This is a genomic window from Butyrivibrio sp. WCD3002 (assembly GCF_000424265.1).
GTDB lineage: Bacteria > Bacillota > Clostridia > Lachnospirales > Lachnospiraceae > Butyrivibrio.
This window is the reverse complement of the sequence record NZ_AUJO01000012.1, coordinates 15017-31201: the sequence shown is the minus strand read 5'-3', so window position 1 is coordinate 31201 and position 16185 is coordinate 15017. Positions and strand designations below refer to the sequence as shown.

Below are 16185 nucleotides of genomic sequence, written 5' to 3'. Positions count from 1 at the left end.
AATAATGGGACAGATTATCGGCGAAGGAATTACATTTGACGACGTACTTTTGGTACCTGCTTATTCACAGGTTGTACCTAATGAGATTGACGTAAGCACACAGCTTACAAAGAAGCTTAGGCTTAATATCCCCATGATGAGTGCAGGTATGGATACAGTAACCGAGCACCGCATGGCTATCGCAATGGCAAGACAGGGTGGTATCGGTATCATCCATAAAAATATGTCAATTGAGGCACAGGCCGACGAAGTTGATAAGGTTAAAAGATCTGAGAATGGTGTTATTACAGATCCTTTTTCACTTTCTCCCGAGCATACACTTGCTGATGCTGATGCGCTTATGGCTAAGTTCAGAATTTCAGGTGTTCCGATCACTGAGGGCAAAAAGCTCGTTGGTATCATCACCAACCGTGATCTTAAATTCGAGAAGAACTTTGATCAGAAGATCAAGGATGTTATGACAAGTGAGAATCTTGTTACTGCTAAGGCAGGCATCACACTTGAGGAAGCTAAGCAGATTCTTGCAAAGTCCAAGAAGGAAAAGCTTCCCATCGTTGATGACGACTACAATCTTGTAGGACTTATTACAATTAAGGATATTGAAAAGACCATCAAGTATCCTCTTTCAGCTAAGGATGACCAGGGACGTCTTCTTTGCGGCGCAGGTGTTGGTATCAGTGCTAACTGCCTTGACCGTGTTGCAGCTCTTGTTGATGCAAAGGTTGACTGTGTTGTTCTTGATTCTGCTCACGGACATTCAGAGAACGTTCTCAGATGCCTCCGTATGATCAAGGAGAAATTCCCGGATCTTCAGGTTATCGCCGGTAACGTAGCTACAGCTGCTGCTACTAAGGCTCTTATCGAAGCAGGCGCTGATGCTGTTAAGGTTGGTATCGGACCCGGATCAATCTGTACAACCCGTGTTGTAGCAGGTATCGGTGTTCCTCAGATCACAGCAATCATGGACTGCTACTCAGTTGCAAAAGAGTATGGTATCCCGATCATCGCTGATGGCGGTATCAAGTACTCAGGAGATATCACAAAGGCAATCGCTGCAGGCGGAAATCTTGTAATGATGGGTTCAATGTTTGCAGGATGCGATGAGGCTCCCGGCGATTTCGAGCTTTTCCAGGGCAGAAAGTATAAGGTTTACCGTGGAATGGGATCAATTGCAGCCATGGAGAACGGTTCTAAGGACAGATACTTCCAGGAAGGTGCCAAGAAGCTGGTTCCCGAGGGTGTTGAAGGCCGTGTGGCATACAAGGGAACTGTAGAGGATACAGTATTCCAGCTTATCGGCGGACTCCGTTCAGGTATGGGCTATTGCGGATGTGATACAATAGATAAGTTAAAAGAAAATGGTCAGTTCATTAAGATGACGAGCGCAGCACTTAAAGAGAGTCATCCTCATGATATTCATATTACAAAAGAAGCGCCAAATTATAGTGTAGACGAATAATACATATTCAAGGAGGCGGGTTTTTTGGAACGAGAAGGCCATAAAAACTCAGCAAATTCAATAAAGGTGCGGGATAAAGAACTCCGGAGATGGCAGGATGCCTTTACATCCATAGCAGGAGTCTATTTATGCTGTTTGGATATGTCAGGAGAGAAGATCTCCGATTTTTCAGGAAGCCCTCTCGAGGTTTCCACAATCAAAAAAGCTGTTGATGATATTCATATCAGAAACATTTTTCAGAGAGTAACCGAAGGTGATTTAGAGGATCAGGCCGTAGAGCGGACGCTGATCCCCAATCTTCGGATTGCTGCTGTCGCTGCCAAGGTCGAAGGCAAGGCAAAGCTCGTATGGATAATATGCGGTGTCATTAAGGATATTGAGTATGAGCCGGATCTGTATGATGTAGAACCTATAACAGATTTTCCCCATATAATAACTGAAAAAGAATTTTATAACATTCTTGACTTTGTCAGGATTACTACTGTTGCCATGGTTCGGGCAAAAAAGACAGAGGATGATGCTGCAGCTTCCACTGCGGAGAACTTTAAGAGATCAGAGGATTTCAAGGTCTCCTTCCATCGCGCTGAGATAATGACGGAGATAGTATCGCTTCTTGACAGCGATGATGAGATTGAAGTCATTATGCTTCAGATTCTCCAGAAAATATGTGATTATCTGGGCATCAGCAATTCATTTATCACAAGGATGCATCAGGAAGACAATCTGATGGATGTGATAGTTCAGTGGAAGTGCGACGGAGCATACAACGTTTTCGAGGAAACAGAGGACCTTGAAAGGTGCTGGTTTATCGGAAGCTCTCAGATGGTTGCCGTATCCGGAAGTACCACTATGAATGCCGGTGAAAGGGAGCAGCTTGAGGACCTTGGAGTTTATGCAGTTGTTGCAGCACCTATCGTTATTGCGGATCAGATACCCTTCTATGCCTGCTTTGCAGAAACAAAAGAGAACCGCGAATGGATCGTCAATGATATAAAATTCATAAACGATTCCATCAAGATCCTTCAGAATATCATTACCAAGAGAATTCAGAGAAATTCCATTGCAAGCTCCTTCAATTCCTTAGAGGCAGTACTTGATAATGTAGGTAGTGCCATCTATGTAAGGTGCATGAAGACCGATGAGCTGCTTTTTGCAAACAGAAGTCTTAAGAAGCACTTTGCAAAGGAGCTTCAGAAGAATACTCTTAAGGATCTTTTTGAGGGAAATATTCCGCCAAGAAGTCACAGCGGAAACTATGAGATATACTACGAAGCAAAGGACAGATGGTTTGATCTGTATTACACCAGGATCAAGTGGGTTGACGGAAGACTTGTATCCCTCTGTGCAATCTATGAGATCACTGAGAAAAAGATATATCAAAAACGCATAGAGCAGCAGGCCTACACTGATTTCCTCACAGGTCTTTACAACAGACTGTGCTGTGAGAGAGATCTTGTGACCTACGTTGAGCAGGCTAAAAAGAACAATACCAAGGGTATGCTCATGTACCTGGATCTGGATGATTTCAAGAAGATCAACGACGGTTTGGGACATCAGTACGGCGACGTACTTTTGCAGGATATCTCTTCGGCCATCAAGTCAATAGACGGCGTACAGAATTCCTGTTACAGAATGGGCGGTGATGAGTTTGTAATTATTGTTCCGCCTGAAAGCTATGACAGAGTTGACAGTATTCTTGAGGAGATAAAGAGAGCCTTTGCGACACCCTGGTACTTGAAGGATGGCGATTACTACTGCACCATGAGTATGGGTATCGTTGAATTTCCTACGGCAGGAGATACGGTTGAGGAGCTTATCCGTAAATCCGATATCGCCATGTACGAGGCCAAGAAGTCAGGTAAAAACAGAATATCACAGTATTCCGAGAGTATAGATGCATCCACTATCCGAAGACTTGATATGGAAAAAGCCATGTACAAGGCTGTAGAGGACAGCTGCAATGAGTTTGAGGTTTACTATCAGCCTATTTTACAGATAGATGATAAGGATCAGCTTGTGGCAGCAGAGGCCTTTGTGAGATGGGACAGCAGGACGCTGGGCATTGTCAGCCCTGCAGAATTTTTGTCACTGGCTGAGTATCTCGGACTTATCAATCCTATCGGAGAGTATGTCCTTAGGAGAGCCACCAAGCAGTGCGGAAGGTGGAGCAAGAAGCTTAAGCGCAAGATGAAGGTTCATGTAAACATGTCTGTTGTACAGCTGATGCAGCCGGATATTTCAGCGAAGATAGGAGAAGCTCTTGAGGAAGCGGGAATAGGGCCCGATCAGCTGATCCTGGATGTGGGCGAAGCTCTTACCATGAACAACACAGAGCGAACAAAGGGTGCCATAGAGAAAATCAGTGAGATGGGCGTAATGCTTTCTCTTGATGATTTCGGAACGGGTTACAGTTCCTTAAGCGGACTGCGTGCATATCCTTTCGCTGTTGTTAAGATAGACAGGACCATAACAAGTGAGCTTGGAAAAGAAAACTATGCGGCATCTCTCGTTCAGTCCCTTATGGATCTCTCCGGCGCCATAAATGCCGAAGTCTGCGTTGAGGGTATCGAGAAAAAGCAGCAGCTTAACGTTTTGAAGGATTTAAATGTTCCTCTGGCGCAGGGCCAGTATTTCTCTGAGCCTCTTAATGCTGCGGATTTTGAAAAGAAATTCGTAAAGTAGCGTAAAACCGCGGTTTTTCCTATGAGATGCAAAGGGCTTGCATTGTGTGGTAGAATAATATAAGCGGTGAAGTCTCGCTTTGAGGCTTCACTGTCACGAATTAAAGTATATTAGATTGGAATTACAGAAAATGTCAGAAGAATCAAGGAATTTTATTGAGCAGGAAATCGACAAGGATTTAAAGGAAGGTGTTTACGACCACGTTGTAACAAGATTTCCTCCTGAGCCGAATGGATTTTTACATATCGGTCACGCTAAGAGCATACTTTTAAACTATGGTCTTGCAAAAGAATATAACGGCAAATTCAACATGAGATTTGACGATACCAACCCCACCAAAGAGAAGTCCGAGTTCATGGACGCTATCATCGAGGATGTGAACTGGCTTGGGGCTGATTATGAGGACAGACTTTTCCATGCATCCGATTATTTCGATAAGATGTATGAGAATGCGGTTAAGCTTATTAAGAAGGGTAAGGCTTATGTTTCAGAGCTCACTGCTGAAGAGATGCGTGAGTACAGAGGAACTCTTACAGAGCCCGGTAAAAACGACCCTAACAGAGACAGAAGCGTAGAAGAGAACCTTCGTCTTTTTGAAGAGATGAAAAACGGCAGCGTTGAAGACGGTGCAATGACTCTCAGAGCAAAGATCGATATGGCATCACCTAATATCAACATGCGTGATCCCATCATCTACAGAGTTGCTCATATGACACATGCCCGCACAGGCGATAAGTGGTGCATCTATCCTATGTATGATTTTGCACATCCTATCGAGGATGCTGAAGAGGGAATCACACATTCCATCTGTACACTGGAGTTTGAGGACCACAGACCGCTCTATGACTGGGTTAAGATCGAGTGCGAATATGAGAATCCGCCACGTCAGATTGAGTTTGCAAAGCTCTATCTCCAGAACGTGGTTACAGGAAAAAGATATATCAAGAAGCTGGTTGAGGACGGCATAGTTGACGGATGGGATGATCCCAGACTTGTATCAATAGCAGCCCTTAGACGTCGCGGCTTCACACCGGAGTCAATTCAGAAATTCGTTGAGCTCTGCGGTGTAAGTAAGGCTAATTCAACAGCTGATTATGCAATGCTTGAGTATTGCATAAGAGAGGATCTTAAGCCTAAGGCTAAGAGAATGATGGCTATCCTTGATCCGGTAAAGCTCATCATCGATAACTATCCCGAGGGACAGATTGAGATGCTTCCTATAGAGAACAACAAGGAAGCTCCCGAGCTTGGAAACAGAGAGATTCCTTTTGGAAAAGAGCTTTGGATTGAGCGTGAGGACTTCATGGAGGAGCCTCCGAAGAAGTACTTCAGACTTTTCCCCGGTAACGAGGTTCGTCTTATGAACGCTTATTTCGTTACCTGCACAGGCTGTGTGAAGGATGCTGATGGCAATGTTACAGAGATTCACTGCACATACGATCCTGAGACCAAGGGCGGTGACAGCCCCGATGGCAGAAAAGTAAAAGGAACAATTCACTGGGTATCAGCTGATAAGTGCGGCGAAGCCACAGTAAGACTTTACGAGAACATTATTGATGAGGAAAAGGGTGTCTATAACGAAGACGGTTCACTTAACTTAAACCCCAATTCCATCACAGTTATTGAGAATGCTAAGCTGGAGCCCGAGCTTATGGAAGCTAAGGCTTATGATAAATTCCAGTTTGTAAGAAATGGATTTTTCTGTGTAGACAGTAAGGACTCCAAGGATGGAGCACCTGTATTTAACCGCATCGTTTCACTTAAGAGTTCATTTGTTTTACCGAAGGCGTAAGTTAGATATCATAGAGGAGACAAAATGGGATTTTTAGACGGACTTAAGAAATTTGGACTTGGAGCACTTGAAGAGGAAGAACTCTACGAGGATCCTAAAAAGAAGGCAGCAAAAAAGGAAGAGCCTAAAAGGCAGGCTCTGCCTCTAAATGAGGAGACTCTTGTTTTTGACAAGAAATACACTTGCCCTATCTGTGACACTGCATTTGATTCTAAGACAGTAAGATCAGGAAAAGTGCGTGTTAAGAGCCAGGATGTGGATCTTCGAAACACATACAATGAGATTGACCCAAGCAAGTACGACATAGTTACCTGTCCTAACTGTGGATATTCCACTCTGGCAAAATACTATGGAAATCTGACCAAGTTCCAGATCGATGAGATCAAGAATAAGATTAGTGCCAACTATAAAAAGCATGAGTTCGGCAAGGTGACCTACACCTACGAAGAAGCCAGAATGAGATACGAACTGGCTATTGCTACAGCAATGGTTAAGAAATCCAAGAACTCAGAGAAGGCATACCTTTGCCTTAAGATGGCATGGCTTATCCGCGGCGAGAACGAGCACATGGACCCTGCGACAGAGGGCTATGAGGATAAGCAGAAGGCCAATAAGGCTGAGGAGCTTGAGCTTCTTAAAAAGGCTCTCGACGGATTTGTAATTGCTAGACAGAGTGAGACACCTCCTATTGCCGGAATGGATGAGCTTACTCTTGACTATCTCATGGCTGCCATCGGTCTCGAGGTTAAGGATTATGATCTTGCCAACAAGATGGTCGGAAATATCATCATGTCAAGAACAGCTAACTCACGTCTTAAGGAGAAGGCAAAAGACCTTAAGGAAAAGATTGCTGAGGATATGAAGAATAATCCTCCTGCACAGGCATAAAACATAGAAAAGACCGGGATTATATCATTAAGTTAACCTTGGCCCGGACAACAAAAAGAATCCAAGAGGATGTCGGAGATGTTACGATATCCTCTTTTTCTTTGCGATTCAGACATTAGTTTAATGCTGTAACCCCAGTCCTGGTAAGCAATAGAGACTTTACATTTTTTACTTTTTTTTAATTTTTATCAATGTAAAATAATGAGATAATTATAGTAGCAGTTGCCGATTTTACCGGTAAAGGGAATGCCATAGGGAGTTAGCAGTCGAGGGTATTTTATGAAGCGGATTTTGAAAAAATACATGAGCCTCAAATACCGCATACCATCTATCATTATATTGAGCCTTCTGATATTAGGCTCATCGATAATCGGTATTTCATATAAGAGATACGAAGAAATTAACGTGGAGAAGCACGTTAAGATGGCACAAGGCATAACTATGCTTATGGCTGAGAACTTTGATGCCCAGAAGATAGATTATTATATGGAGAATAATTATTCCTTAGACGAGTATAAAGATCTTACTGAGCATTATAAGCTCATTATGGATAGCTACCTTGATGTAAAACACATATACATATATAAGTTTTACAAGGATAAAGAAGATGGTCCGTTAAACGGTCGTGTGATCGTGGATATGATTGAGACAGGCGAGGACAGTACGCTCTATGGATCTATCGCCACGGTTGGAAATACTTATTTAGCAGACGAAGAGACCGCCGCTGTCTATGACCGAATGATTTCCGGTCAGGAATGTGTATTTGAAAAAAACCGGATAGGCGAGAGGGAAGTTACGTTCCTTGCGTATATCAAGCCGGTAATGGACAGCGAAGGTAATTATATGTGCAGTATGGGTGTTGATTTCTCTCTCAATGAGCTGTACGGAAAAGGAATCCAGTTTATTATTGAGCTGTTGGTGGTAATAACGGTTGTAATACTTGCTGTTATCATAGGTGTAAATATCCTGCTCTCTGTAATTCTGTTCAGACCCCTTGAAAAGATGACAAGCTGTATCCAGTCCTTTAAGTTTGATACAGACAAAGACAGGTTCGATAACCTAAACGGATTCGAATCACTGAACATTCATCTGAATAATGAGATAGATGAGCTGTATAACGCTTTGCTTCTTTCGCTTAAGGACAGTGCTTATTATGTGTCCAGCTTCAACAGGGCCAAGAATGAGATAGAAGAAATAAGCGAAACGGCCTACAAGGACGCCCTGACTTCCGTTGGCAGTAAAACGGCCTACAATGGCGCTATAGCTAAGTTGCAGGAAGATGTTGATGAGAAAAAGCTGTTTTGTTTTGGCTTCGTGATGATTGACGTGAATAATCTTAAGTATGTGAATGATACTTATGGCCACGAGCTGGGCGATGAATATATAAAGGGGTGTTGTAGTATTATATGCAACGCTTTCAAGAAATCGCCGGTATTTCGAATTGGCGGGGATGAATTTGTGGTCATTCTAAAGGATGCTGATTATGATACCAGGATGGAACTTGTAGATGATATGGAGAATGCTTTCACAGCGGCTTACAACAATATGGAAGTAGAACCGTACTACAGGTACTCGGCTTCTTATGGACATGCAATCTTTGATCCATTGCTTGACAAGTCAGTTGAGGAAGTACTAAAAAGAGCTGACCAGCGGATGTACGAATATAAGAAAGAGTTCAAAAGAGTTAACGGAAGTTACAGATGACTATAAAAAGACCCGCGGGATCAAGATAATCCTGCGGGCCATAAAAATCTCATATTTGGTAAATCAAAGTGCGCCGTCCATCTTCTTGAGATCATTTATATCATCGTCTTCATCATCGAAGAACTCTTCTGTTTTAACGGGCTCGCTATCTTCAGAATCATCATCTTCGTCTGCAAGATCCTCTTCAGCAGCTGAAGAATTGAGGCTTACATAGTGACGTCCGATGGAACTCTTAGGCTCCTCATCATCAAGATCCTCTTCATCAAATTCCTCAAAATCATCGAAGTCATCATCAAAATCTGAATCCTTCTGTGTAAGATAATAATAAACACCTGCAGCGGCAGCGCCTGCAGCAGCTGCAAAAAGAACTATTTTTCCAAAATGCTTAGACATATATTCTCCCTTCATAATGTAGCCCTGCTTGGATTTGTAAAAAATACAACAGAACATAAATTGATTTTAATACAAATTGTCAGATAAGAAAAGCACTTGAGATTAAATCGTTGAAAAAAATGCCAGAAAATGCTATATTTAAATGGACTAAGCCGGTCAATCACAGGAGATCCTTTTTCTATGAATGAGAAGTTTTTTGACTTAAAGAAAGAAAAGCAGGACCGAATAATCAATGCAGCGCTTAAGGCATTCGCACTTGGCGGTTATATGCATGCGAGCACTGATGATATAGTGAGAATGGCCGGAATTAGTAAGGGGTTAATTTTTCATTATTTCGAAACCAAGCTGGGGTTATATCAATTCGTCTACGATTACAGCACCCGTGTTATAAATATTGAGATCAACACGGGTATTTCCAAGGATGAGACAGACTTTTTTACAATTAGGGAGGAAGTTGAGAAGGTGCTTGCAACCTGTATGAAGCAGTATCCTTACATTCGTCTGTTTTTGTACAGTGCAGCCAGAGAAGATACTCCAGAAGCTGCAACTGCCATTCTTCCTGCGAGAGAAGCTTTCGAGGCGAACTTAAAGAGTATCCTGGACAGGGGCGATATAACAAGATTTAAACAGGATGCCAATTATGAGCTGGTTGAGAATATAGTGGAGATGACAAAGGAAGGAGTGCTGCAAGGCAGGTTTAGGGAGGGCGATTTCAGAGCTGATGATTATCTTGCTGAGGTCATCAGATATCTGGAGATGCTAAGAGTTTTGACATACGACTGATTACCGTGAAGTAAAATTGCCGGATTTTTCCGGAGAAATTAAGGAGGCACAAAATGGGTAAATTTGTGGTTGCTGGTATTACGCAGGTTGAAACGATTGTCAGAGTGGACAAGGTTCCGATAACCTATGCTCCCTTAACAACTCAGGTCAATTCGATCTACACCGGTCTTGGCGGGGATGCTTACAATGAATCTCTTGCGCTCAGATGGCTCGGAGATGAGGTTGAATTTATGTCTATAATCGGCCGTGACAGGTCTGTTGATGAGCTTAATCCGCCCGGAAACAAGATTCAGCTGTCCACTAATTATGTGGTTCAGATGATGGAAGAAACCCCGAACTGTGTCATCCTTTATGATAAGGACAGACAGAAGCAGATTTTTGAGGATATCAAGGACCTTCGAGATAAGGTATATGACATGTCCATGTTTGCACCTCTTGCAGGCTGGGCTGACATGATGGTTCTTGCAAATGCTAACTTCTGCAGACCTTTTGCAATAGCAGCTGCCGAGCATGGTAAAAAGCTTGCGGTAAATATCCGTAATTTCTGCAGAGAGAAGGAAAAATATAACAGAGATTTCCTGGATGCTGCATCAATCCTTTATTTCTCGGATGATCAGCTGGAAGAGGATCCCTATGATTTCATAAGGGGAATCAGTAAGACCTACGGAACAGAGATCATCATTATGGGTCGCGGTTCAAAGGGTGTAATCCTCTTTGATAAGAAGGGAGAGTTCATCGCAGATTATAAGACGGTTAAGACAAACGAGATCGTCAATACTGTCGGTGCAGGTAATGCGCTTTTTGCATGCTTCCTTCACTACTATCAGGAGACAGGCGATTCTGTTAATGCTATTAAGAATGCACTGCTGTTCTCATCCTACAAGATTGGTTATATGGGAACATCAAACGGATTCATGACCACAGAGCAGATGGATCAGTGGAGAAATCTTATCTGGGGTATTCGTGATAATGGGCTGTAAAAATTGATGCCTTTGGGTGGTTATCGCGTATTAATTTTAGGTAATACAAATTTTTACATATAAAGAAGGACAAATTGAAATGGCAAAGAAAGTAAAGAATCCAAGAAAATGCGGTGTGCTTATGCCCATTTTCAGCCTTCCGTCTAAATACGGAATCGGCACATTTTCCAAGGAGGCATACGAGTATGTAGATTTCCTTGCAGATGCTGGTCAGAGCTACTGGCAGCTTCTGCCTCTTGGACCCACAAGCTACGGAGACTCTCCGTATCAGTCATTCTCAACCTATGCAGGAAATCCCTATTTTGTGGATCTTGAGAAGCTTATCGAGGAAGGCTATCTTAAGGCTGCAGATCTTGAGAAGGTTAATTTTGGTTCAGATCCTGAGCATGTTGATTATGAGCGTCTTTTCAAGAACCGCTATGTGGTTTTGGAGACAGCTTATGTTAACAGCGGCCTTTCTGCAAATAGCAAGAAAAAGCCTAAGGCTGAGCTCAAGAAAGAATTCGATGCTTTTGTTAAGGAAAACGCAGATTGGGTAGAGGACTATGCTCTTTATATGTCTCTTAAGATGCGCTATGACGGTCTTAGCTGGGTTGAGTGGCCTGAGGGTCTTCGCCTCAGAAAGAAGAAGGATCTTGATGAAGCAAAGAAAAAATATGCTGATAAGATCGGTCTTCATAAGTTCATCCAGTTCCTTTTCATGAAGCAGTGGTTTGAGCTTAAGGCTTATGCTAACAGCAAGGGAATAGATATCATCGGTGATATTCCGATTTACGTGGCTTTCGATTCTGCGGATACATGGGCAAATCCGCAGCTTTTCCAGCTTGATAAGAAGAATCTTCCGATAGCTGTTGCGGGATGTCCGCCAGATGCTTTTTCAAGAACAGGACAGCTTTGGGGTAATCCGCTCTATAAGTGGGATTATCATGAAGAGACAGGCTTTAAGTGGTGGATCGCAAGAATCCGCGGCTGCTACAAGCTTTATGACGTTATCAGAATCGATCACTTCAGAGGTTTTGATGAGTATTATTCAATTCCTTACGGCGATCCCACAGCTGAGAACGGTAAATGGGTAAAGGGCCCCGGCTACAAGCTTTTTGATGTAATGAAGAAGGAGCTTGGCAATATCAGAGTCATCGCTGAGGATCTTGGATACCTCACACCTTCTGTAATTGCCCTTGTTAAAAAGACAGGGTTCCCCGGAATGAAGATTTTGCAGTTTGCATTCGATGCAAGAGAAGAGAGTGATTATCTGCCTCACAACTATGTGAAGAACAGTATCGTTTACACCGGAACCCACGATAACGATACAACCCTTGGATGGTTTAAGACCATTCCGAGAACCGATAAGGCTTTCGCTAAGAAGTATCTGAACCTTAAGTCCAATAAGAATGTGACCTGGGAGTTCATAAGGGCTACCTTCATGAGCGTATCGGATACAGCTATTATTCCTATGCAGGACTATCTGGAGCTTGGAAGCGAAGCCAGAATCAATACACCTTCAACACTTGGTAAGAACTGGACATGGCGTATGAAGAGTGATGCCATCACACCTGAGCTTGCCGAGAGAATGAAGGATATGGCAAAGACCTACGGAAGATGTGCTAATGTCTAAGATTACTATTGTTGATGTGGCAAGACTGTCCGGCGTTGGTGTCAGCACAGTCTCCCGCGTCATCAACGGACATTTGGACGTAAGCGCCAAAACCAGAGAAAAGGTTCTTTCTGTCATAAAGGAAACGGGGTATGTTCCAAATGACAGTGCAAGAAATTTAAAGCGCACCGATGCCAAGTGTATCGGTGTTGTTATAAAGGGAATCACCAATCCTTTTTTCACACCCATGATAGATATTCTGGAGAAGGAGATAGACAGGCAGAATTATGCCCTGGTCCTTCGCCATGCAGGTGCGGAGGAGGATGAAGCGGACGTTGCTCTTGAGCTTGAAAATGAAAAACGCTTAAGGGGAATTATTTTCCTCGGAGGAGGAACGGAGCAGTCAAGACAAAAGCTCCGTGAGCTTAAGATTCCGGCTGTTTTCTCAACTATAGGTGCCACTCTTCTTGATGAAAACACCACTGCGGAGTATTCCACAGTATCGGTTGACGATAGGATTGAAGCAAGACATATAACTCAATATCTTATGAATCTTGGGCACACCAATATAGCCATAATAACCGAGGCTATGGGAAGGCGCTCTGTCGGACACCTTCGTCTGGAAGGATATCGTGATGCTTTTGTCATGAGGAAGATTCCTGTTGATGAAGGGAATATTTTTTATGTAGATCAGACCATGGAGCATTTCTCAGTGGAGAATGGCTATAGAACCACCCAGAGAATTATTGAGTCGGGAAAAGATATATCAGCAATTTTCTGCGTGACAGATCTTTTGGCAATAGGTGCCATGAGAGCTATTGCCGATGCGGGCTTAAGGGTACCTGAGGATATCAGCGTATGCGGCTTTGACGGAATGGAGATTGGGAGATATTCAAATCCCAGACTTACTACAATCAGTCAGCCTTTAGATCAGATTTCAAGGGAAACGGTGAAGCTTCTTTTTGACATCATTGAGTCAAGAAGCAGTCACAGACATATTGTTTTTCCGGGAGAACTTATAATAGGCGAATCGACAATCAAGCATTTCGTAGAATAATGAGGCTTTTATGAGGGGAAGCTACATTAAGAAAATCATCAGTATTTTATTGGCGGCAGTACTTGTAGTGTCGTGCGTGGGCTGCGGCCTTTTTGGCGGCGAAGATACCTTCGATCCCAATGAAGCCAATACTAACTACATTACCTGCATGATCTGGGATCGGGGAGATTTGCCGGATGGCGTTGGCTTTGATGATAACGCTCTTGCCGTATGGATCAGAAATCAGGTGCAAAAAGAGACCGGAGTTGAGGTTCATTTTACTTCTGTAAAAAGAGAGAACACCAATGAAACCGTCCAGAAGATGATCGATGATGGAACTGCACCTGACATAGTTTTTTCTTACTCCAAATCTCTTTTTGGAAAACTGGCAGGCATGGGACAGATATCCGACCTGACAGAGGCTTATAAGAATTATGGCAAGGACATTTCGAAGAACATCGGTGAACTGCAGAAGATGGGACAGTACAATGACCTGCAGGCAGCCATCGTAAAGCACAGAGGCTTTGTGATGCCAAGGCATGTGGCATATGTCAGAAGAGACTGGTGTGAAGCTCTTGGAATGAATGAGCCTACTAATAAGGAAGAGCTTGAGAAATACCTCTACGCCGTGAAAGAAAAGAATCCCGGCGGAGTGGATGACGTTATACCCTGGGCTATGGGCGGTACGATCAACTCTGAGAAGGCCTACAACAGTTTTGTTGGATCATTTATCGAAGAGCTAAGCCCCAGGGACTCATATCTTTACTCGGAAAGATTTTTGGTTCTTACAGATGAAGCAAATATCGGACTTAAGGAGCTTAACAGATACTACAATGACGGACTTATAACGCTGGATTTTGCCGCAGACAAGGATAATACAAAATTTATGGAGGCCATAAAGAGCGGTAAGGTTGGATTTTTCGTGGATGATAACACTGCACCCTTCAGTCTTTTTGCTGAACTGAATAAGAATGAAGGTCATATCTGCTTTGATCCTGTTATGTGTTTTGATCTTCCGAATGGCGGATACAGGAATGTCTGTGAGCCTTCAACCGGACTTTATATCATGGTTCCAAACAGAAGTAAGGACAAGGTAGATGCGGTAATGAAGTACCTCAACTGGCTTGCGGTTACTGAGAACGCTGTGGATGTAGCATATACACCGGATCATAAGCTGACAGACAAGGGTGCGCCAAGGGATCTTACAAGCGATGAGCTTAAGGAAAATAAGTATCCCGGAACACCTCATGACTACTGCATTGTTAATAACCTGTTTTTCGAGAATGACAGAGAAAAGCAGATTTCAACATGGGCTTATGGATCTGACTGGGCAGATCAGGAGTGGTATGAGAAGTTCTATGATGTATGTACCACGGACAACTACTTTTTCTTAACAAGTAATGTATCTCTTGAGCCTGAGGCGAAATATCAGACGAAGCTTGATCAGATGGTGGTTGAATACGCATATAATCTTATTTGCTGTAATCCGGCAGATTTTAATGAGATAAGGCTCGATGAGGAAAACAGGCTTATGAAGAATGGTCTCGGAGAGATACTCGATGAAAGAGCTGCCTATTTTGACAGCGGTGCAATTAAATACTAAATACTTAATGCAATTGGGAGGATGAATTATGGCAAAAATAGCAATTTTTCTTGCAAACGGATTTGAAGAAATAGAGGCTCTTACTGTGGTTGATCTGTGCAGAAGAGCAGGTCTTACAATAGATATGGTGTCTGTAACGGATTCTCTTCAGGTTACAGGCTCCCATGGAATCGAGGTAAAGGCGGATAAGGTTATTGACGAGCTTGACTTTGATGCTATGGATATGCTGGTGCTTCCTGGCGGACTTCCGGGAACCACAAACCTTGAAAACACGGAGAAGCTCATGGATAACATCCGTGCCTTTGACAGCAAGGGTAAATTCATAAGTGCAATCTGCGCTGCCCCCGGAGTATTCGGAAGAGCAGGCCTTCTTCAGGGCAAAAAGGCATGTGTATTCCCGGGACTTGAGGGTGAGCTTAAGGGTGCAGATGTTCAGATGAGCGAGACCACAGTTGACGGACATATTCTTACAAGCAGAGGCATGGGAACAGCTATGGCCTTCGGACTTGCTATAGTAGAGCGCTTCTGCGGCAAGGAAACAGCAGATGAGCTTGGCAAAAAAGTTGTTTACAGGCTCTGATCCCGGAACGAGGATATGTGATGGGCGTTGAGATAGAAAGAAAATTCACGGTAAAAGAGCTTCCGCAAAACCTTGAGCAGTACCCGGTTCATATTATTGAGCAGGGGTACCTTTGCGTAGTTCCCGCCATCAGGGTTAGGCGCGAGGATGATACCTTTTATATGACCTACAAGAGCCATAAGGATTTTGGTAAGCAGGGCGTTTTCTCCGAGGCTGGGGATATTGGCAAGATAGAATACAATCTTCCTCTTGATAAGGATTCCTACGAGCATCTGGTAGTAAAAGCGGATGGGAATGTGATTTCAAAAAAGAGATATATTATTCCTATTAATAGTGATGCTTTTGATTCATCGGACGAAAAGAGTAGGGCTCTTATGGATTCACTAAAGATTGAGCTTGATGTTTTTGAAGGAAAATTCGACGGAAGAATCCTTGCAGAGGTGGAATTTCCGGATGAGGAGACGGCAGCAGCCTACAAGCCGGCATCGTGGTTTGATGAGGATGTGACGGGAGATGTGAGGTACAGCAATGCTCACATGAGTACCGAATAAAACGGGTATAAAATTAGTTGTGGAAATTGACAGCGACCTATGTTATAATCGTTAGGCGATTGTGCCTATAGATTTTGGCATAGGTCGCTTTACATAGATAAAAACAGCACAATATGTGTAATTATTTTTATGTTTTAGTT

Annotated in this window: 13 protein-coding genes; 12 read left to right on the top strand and 1 reads right to left on the bottom strand. The window is 43.1% G+C overall.

Going from position 1 to position 16185, the window contains the following annotated elements; translation table 11 throughout:
- Positions 1 to 4: 4 nt before the first annotated feature.
- From guaB to G608_RS0111105, 5 genes are all read left to right on the top strand, one after another.
- Positions 5 to 1459, top strand: coding sequence for an IMP dehydrogenase (gene guaB, locus G608_RS0111125; RefSeq protein ID WP_026496087.1), 1455 nt, complete (start codon positions 5 to 7; stop codon positions 1457 to 1459).
- Between the two features lie 24 nt (positions 1460 to 1483).
- Entirely contained in the window at positions 1484 to 4141 is a 2658-nt protein-coding gene (locus tag G608_RS0111120) for a sensor domain-containing protein (RefSeq protein WP_051209211.1), read from the top strand.
- A 130-nt stretch (positions 4142 to 4271) separates the two neighbouring features.
- Positions 4272 to 5933, top strand: coding sequence for a glutamine--tRNA ligase/YqeY domain fusion protein (locus G608_RS0111115; RefSeq protein WP_026496085.1), 1662 nt, complete (start codon positions 4272 to 4274; stop codon positions 5931 to 5933).
- 24 nt (positions 5934 to 5957) lie between these two features.
- Positions 5958 to 6821, top strand: coding sequence for a DUF2225 domain-containing protein (locus G608_RS0111110; protein ID WP_026496084.1), 864 nt, complete (start codon positions 5958 to 5960; stop codon positions 6819 to 6821).
- Positions 6822 to 7100: 279 nt separating this feature from the next.
- The gene (locus G608_RS0111105) at positions 7101 to 8525 is read left to right on the top strand and encodes a GGDEF domain-containing protein (RefSeq protein WP_081677395.1); all 1425 of its coding nucleotides are present in this window, start codon (positions 7101 to 7103) and stop codon (positions 8523 to 8525) included.
- 63 nt (positions 8526 to 8588) lie between these two features.
- Here G608_RS0111105 and G608_RS22510 read toward each other — a convergent pair whose 3' ends face one another.
- The gene (locus tag G608_RS22510; RefSeq protein WP_051197945.1) at positions 8589 to 8933 is read right to left on the bottom strand and encodes a hypothetical protein; all 345 of its coding nucleotides are present in this window, start codon (positions 8931 to 8933) and stop codon (positions 8589 to 8591) included.
- Between the two features lie 165 nt (positions 8934 to 9098).
- Between G608_RS22510 and G608_RS22505 the strand changes: the two genes are divergently transcribed.
- From G608_RS22505 to G608_RS0111065, 7 genes are read left to right on the top strand one after another with little or no spacing between them, the layout of a single operon-like run.
- The gene (locus G608_RS22505; RefSeq protein ID WP_051209208.1) at positions 9099 to 9701 is read left to right on the top strand and encodes a TetR/AcrR family transcriptional regulator; all 603 of its coding nucleotides are present in this window, start codon (positions 9099 to 9101) and stop codon (positions 9699 to 9701) included.
- A 53-nt stretch (positions 9702 to 9754) separates the two neighbouring features.
- Entirely contained in the window at positions 9755 to 10681 is a 927-nt protein-coding gene (locus tag G608_RS0111090) for a carbohydrate kinase family protein (protein WP_026496082.1), read from the top strand.
- A 49-nt stretch (positions 10682 to 10730) separates the two neighbouring features.
- Positions 10731 to 12296 carry a 4-alpha-glucanotransferase gene (gene malQ / locus G608_RS0111085; RefSeq protein WP_255345337.1) on the top strand — a complete coding sequence of 522 codons (1566 nt, stop codon included), beginning with the start codon at positions 10731 to 10733 and terminating at the stop codon, positions 12294 to 12296.
- A complete protein-coding gene (locus G608_RS0111080) occupies positions 12289 to 13332 on the top strand; it encodes a LacI family DNA-binding transcriptional regulator (RefSeq protein ID WP_026496080.1) in 1044 nt (347 codons plus the stop codon). The genes malQ and G608_RS0111080 overlap by 8 nt, the downstream gene beginning before the upstream one ends.
- Positions 13333 to 13342: 10 nt before the next feature.
- Positions 13343 to 14914 (top strand): extracellular solute-binding protein, encoded by a 1572-nt coding sequence (locus tag G608_RS0111075; RefSeq protein ID WP_026496079.1) that lies wholly within the window; start codon positions 13343 to 13345, stop codon positions 14912 to 14914.
- Positions 14915 to 14942: 28 nt separating this feature from the next.
- The gene (locus G608_RS0111070; RefSeq protein ID WP_026496078.1) at positions 14943 to 15494 is read left to right on the top strand and encodes a DJ-1 family glyoxalase III; all 552 of its coding nucleotides are present in this window, start codon (positions 14943 to 14945) and stop codon (positions 15492 to 15494) included.
- 20 nt (positions 15495 to 15514) lie between these two features.
- Positions 15515 to 16045, top strand: a complete 531-nt coding sequence (locus G608_RS0111065; RefSeq protein WP_035795410.1) for a CYTH domain-containing protein — start codon at positions 15515 to 15517, stop codon at positions 16043 to 16045.
- Positions 16046 to 16185 lie beyond the last annotated feature (140 nt).

Excerpts from the sequence above, each read along its gene's own strand:
- G608_RS0111065 (WP_035795410.1), top strand. The coding sequence starts at position 15,515 with ATGGGCGTTGAGATAGAAAGAAAATTCACGGTAAAAGAGCTTCCGCAA.
- G608_RS22505 (WP_051209208.1), top strand. The coding sequence starts at position 9,099 with ATGAATGAGAAGTTTTTTGACTTAAAGAAAGAAAAGCAGGACCGAATA.
- G608_RS0111110 (WP_026496084.1), top strand. The coding sequence starts at position 5,958 with ATGGGATTTTTAGACGGACTTAAGAAATTTGGACTTGGAGCACTTGAA.
- G608_RS0111105 (WP_081677395.1), top strand. The coding sequence starts at position 7,101 with ATGAAGCGGATTTTGAAAAAATACATGAGCCTCAAATACCGCATACCA.
- guaB (WP_026496087.1), top strand. The coding sequence starts at position 5 with ATGGGACAGATTATCGGCGAAGGAATTACATTTGACGACGTACTTTTG.
- G608_RS22510 (WP_051197945.1), bottom strand. The coding sequence starts at position 8,933 with ATGAAGGGAGAATATATGTCTAAGCATTTTGGAAAAATAGTTCTTTTT.
- G608_RS0111070 (WP_026496078.1), top strand. The coding sequence starts at position 14,943 with ATGGCAAAAATAGCAATTTTTCTTGCAAACGGATTTGAAGAAATAGAG.
- G608_RS0111090 (WP_026496082.1), top strand. The coding sequence starts at position 9,755 with ATGGGTAAATTTGTGGTTGCTGGTATTACGCAGGTTGAAACGATTGTC.
- G608_RS0111115 (WP_026496085.1), top strand. The coding sequence starts at position 4,272 with ATGTCAGAAGAATCAAGGAATTTTATTGAGCAGGAAATCGACAAGGAT.
- G608_RS0111080 (WP_026496080.1), top strand. The coding sequence starts at position 12,289 with ATGTCTAAGATTACTATTGTTGATGTGGCAAGACTGTCCGGCGTTGGT.
- G608_RS0111075 (WP_026496079.1), top strand. The coding sequence starts at position 13,343 with ATGAGGGGAAGCTACATTAAGAAAATCATCAGTATTTTATTGGCGGCA.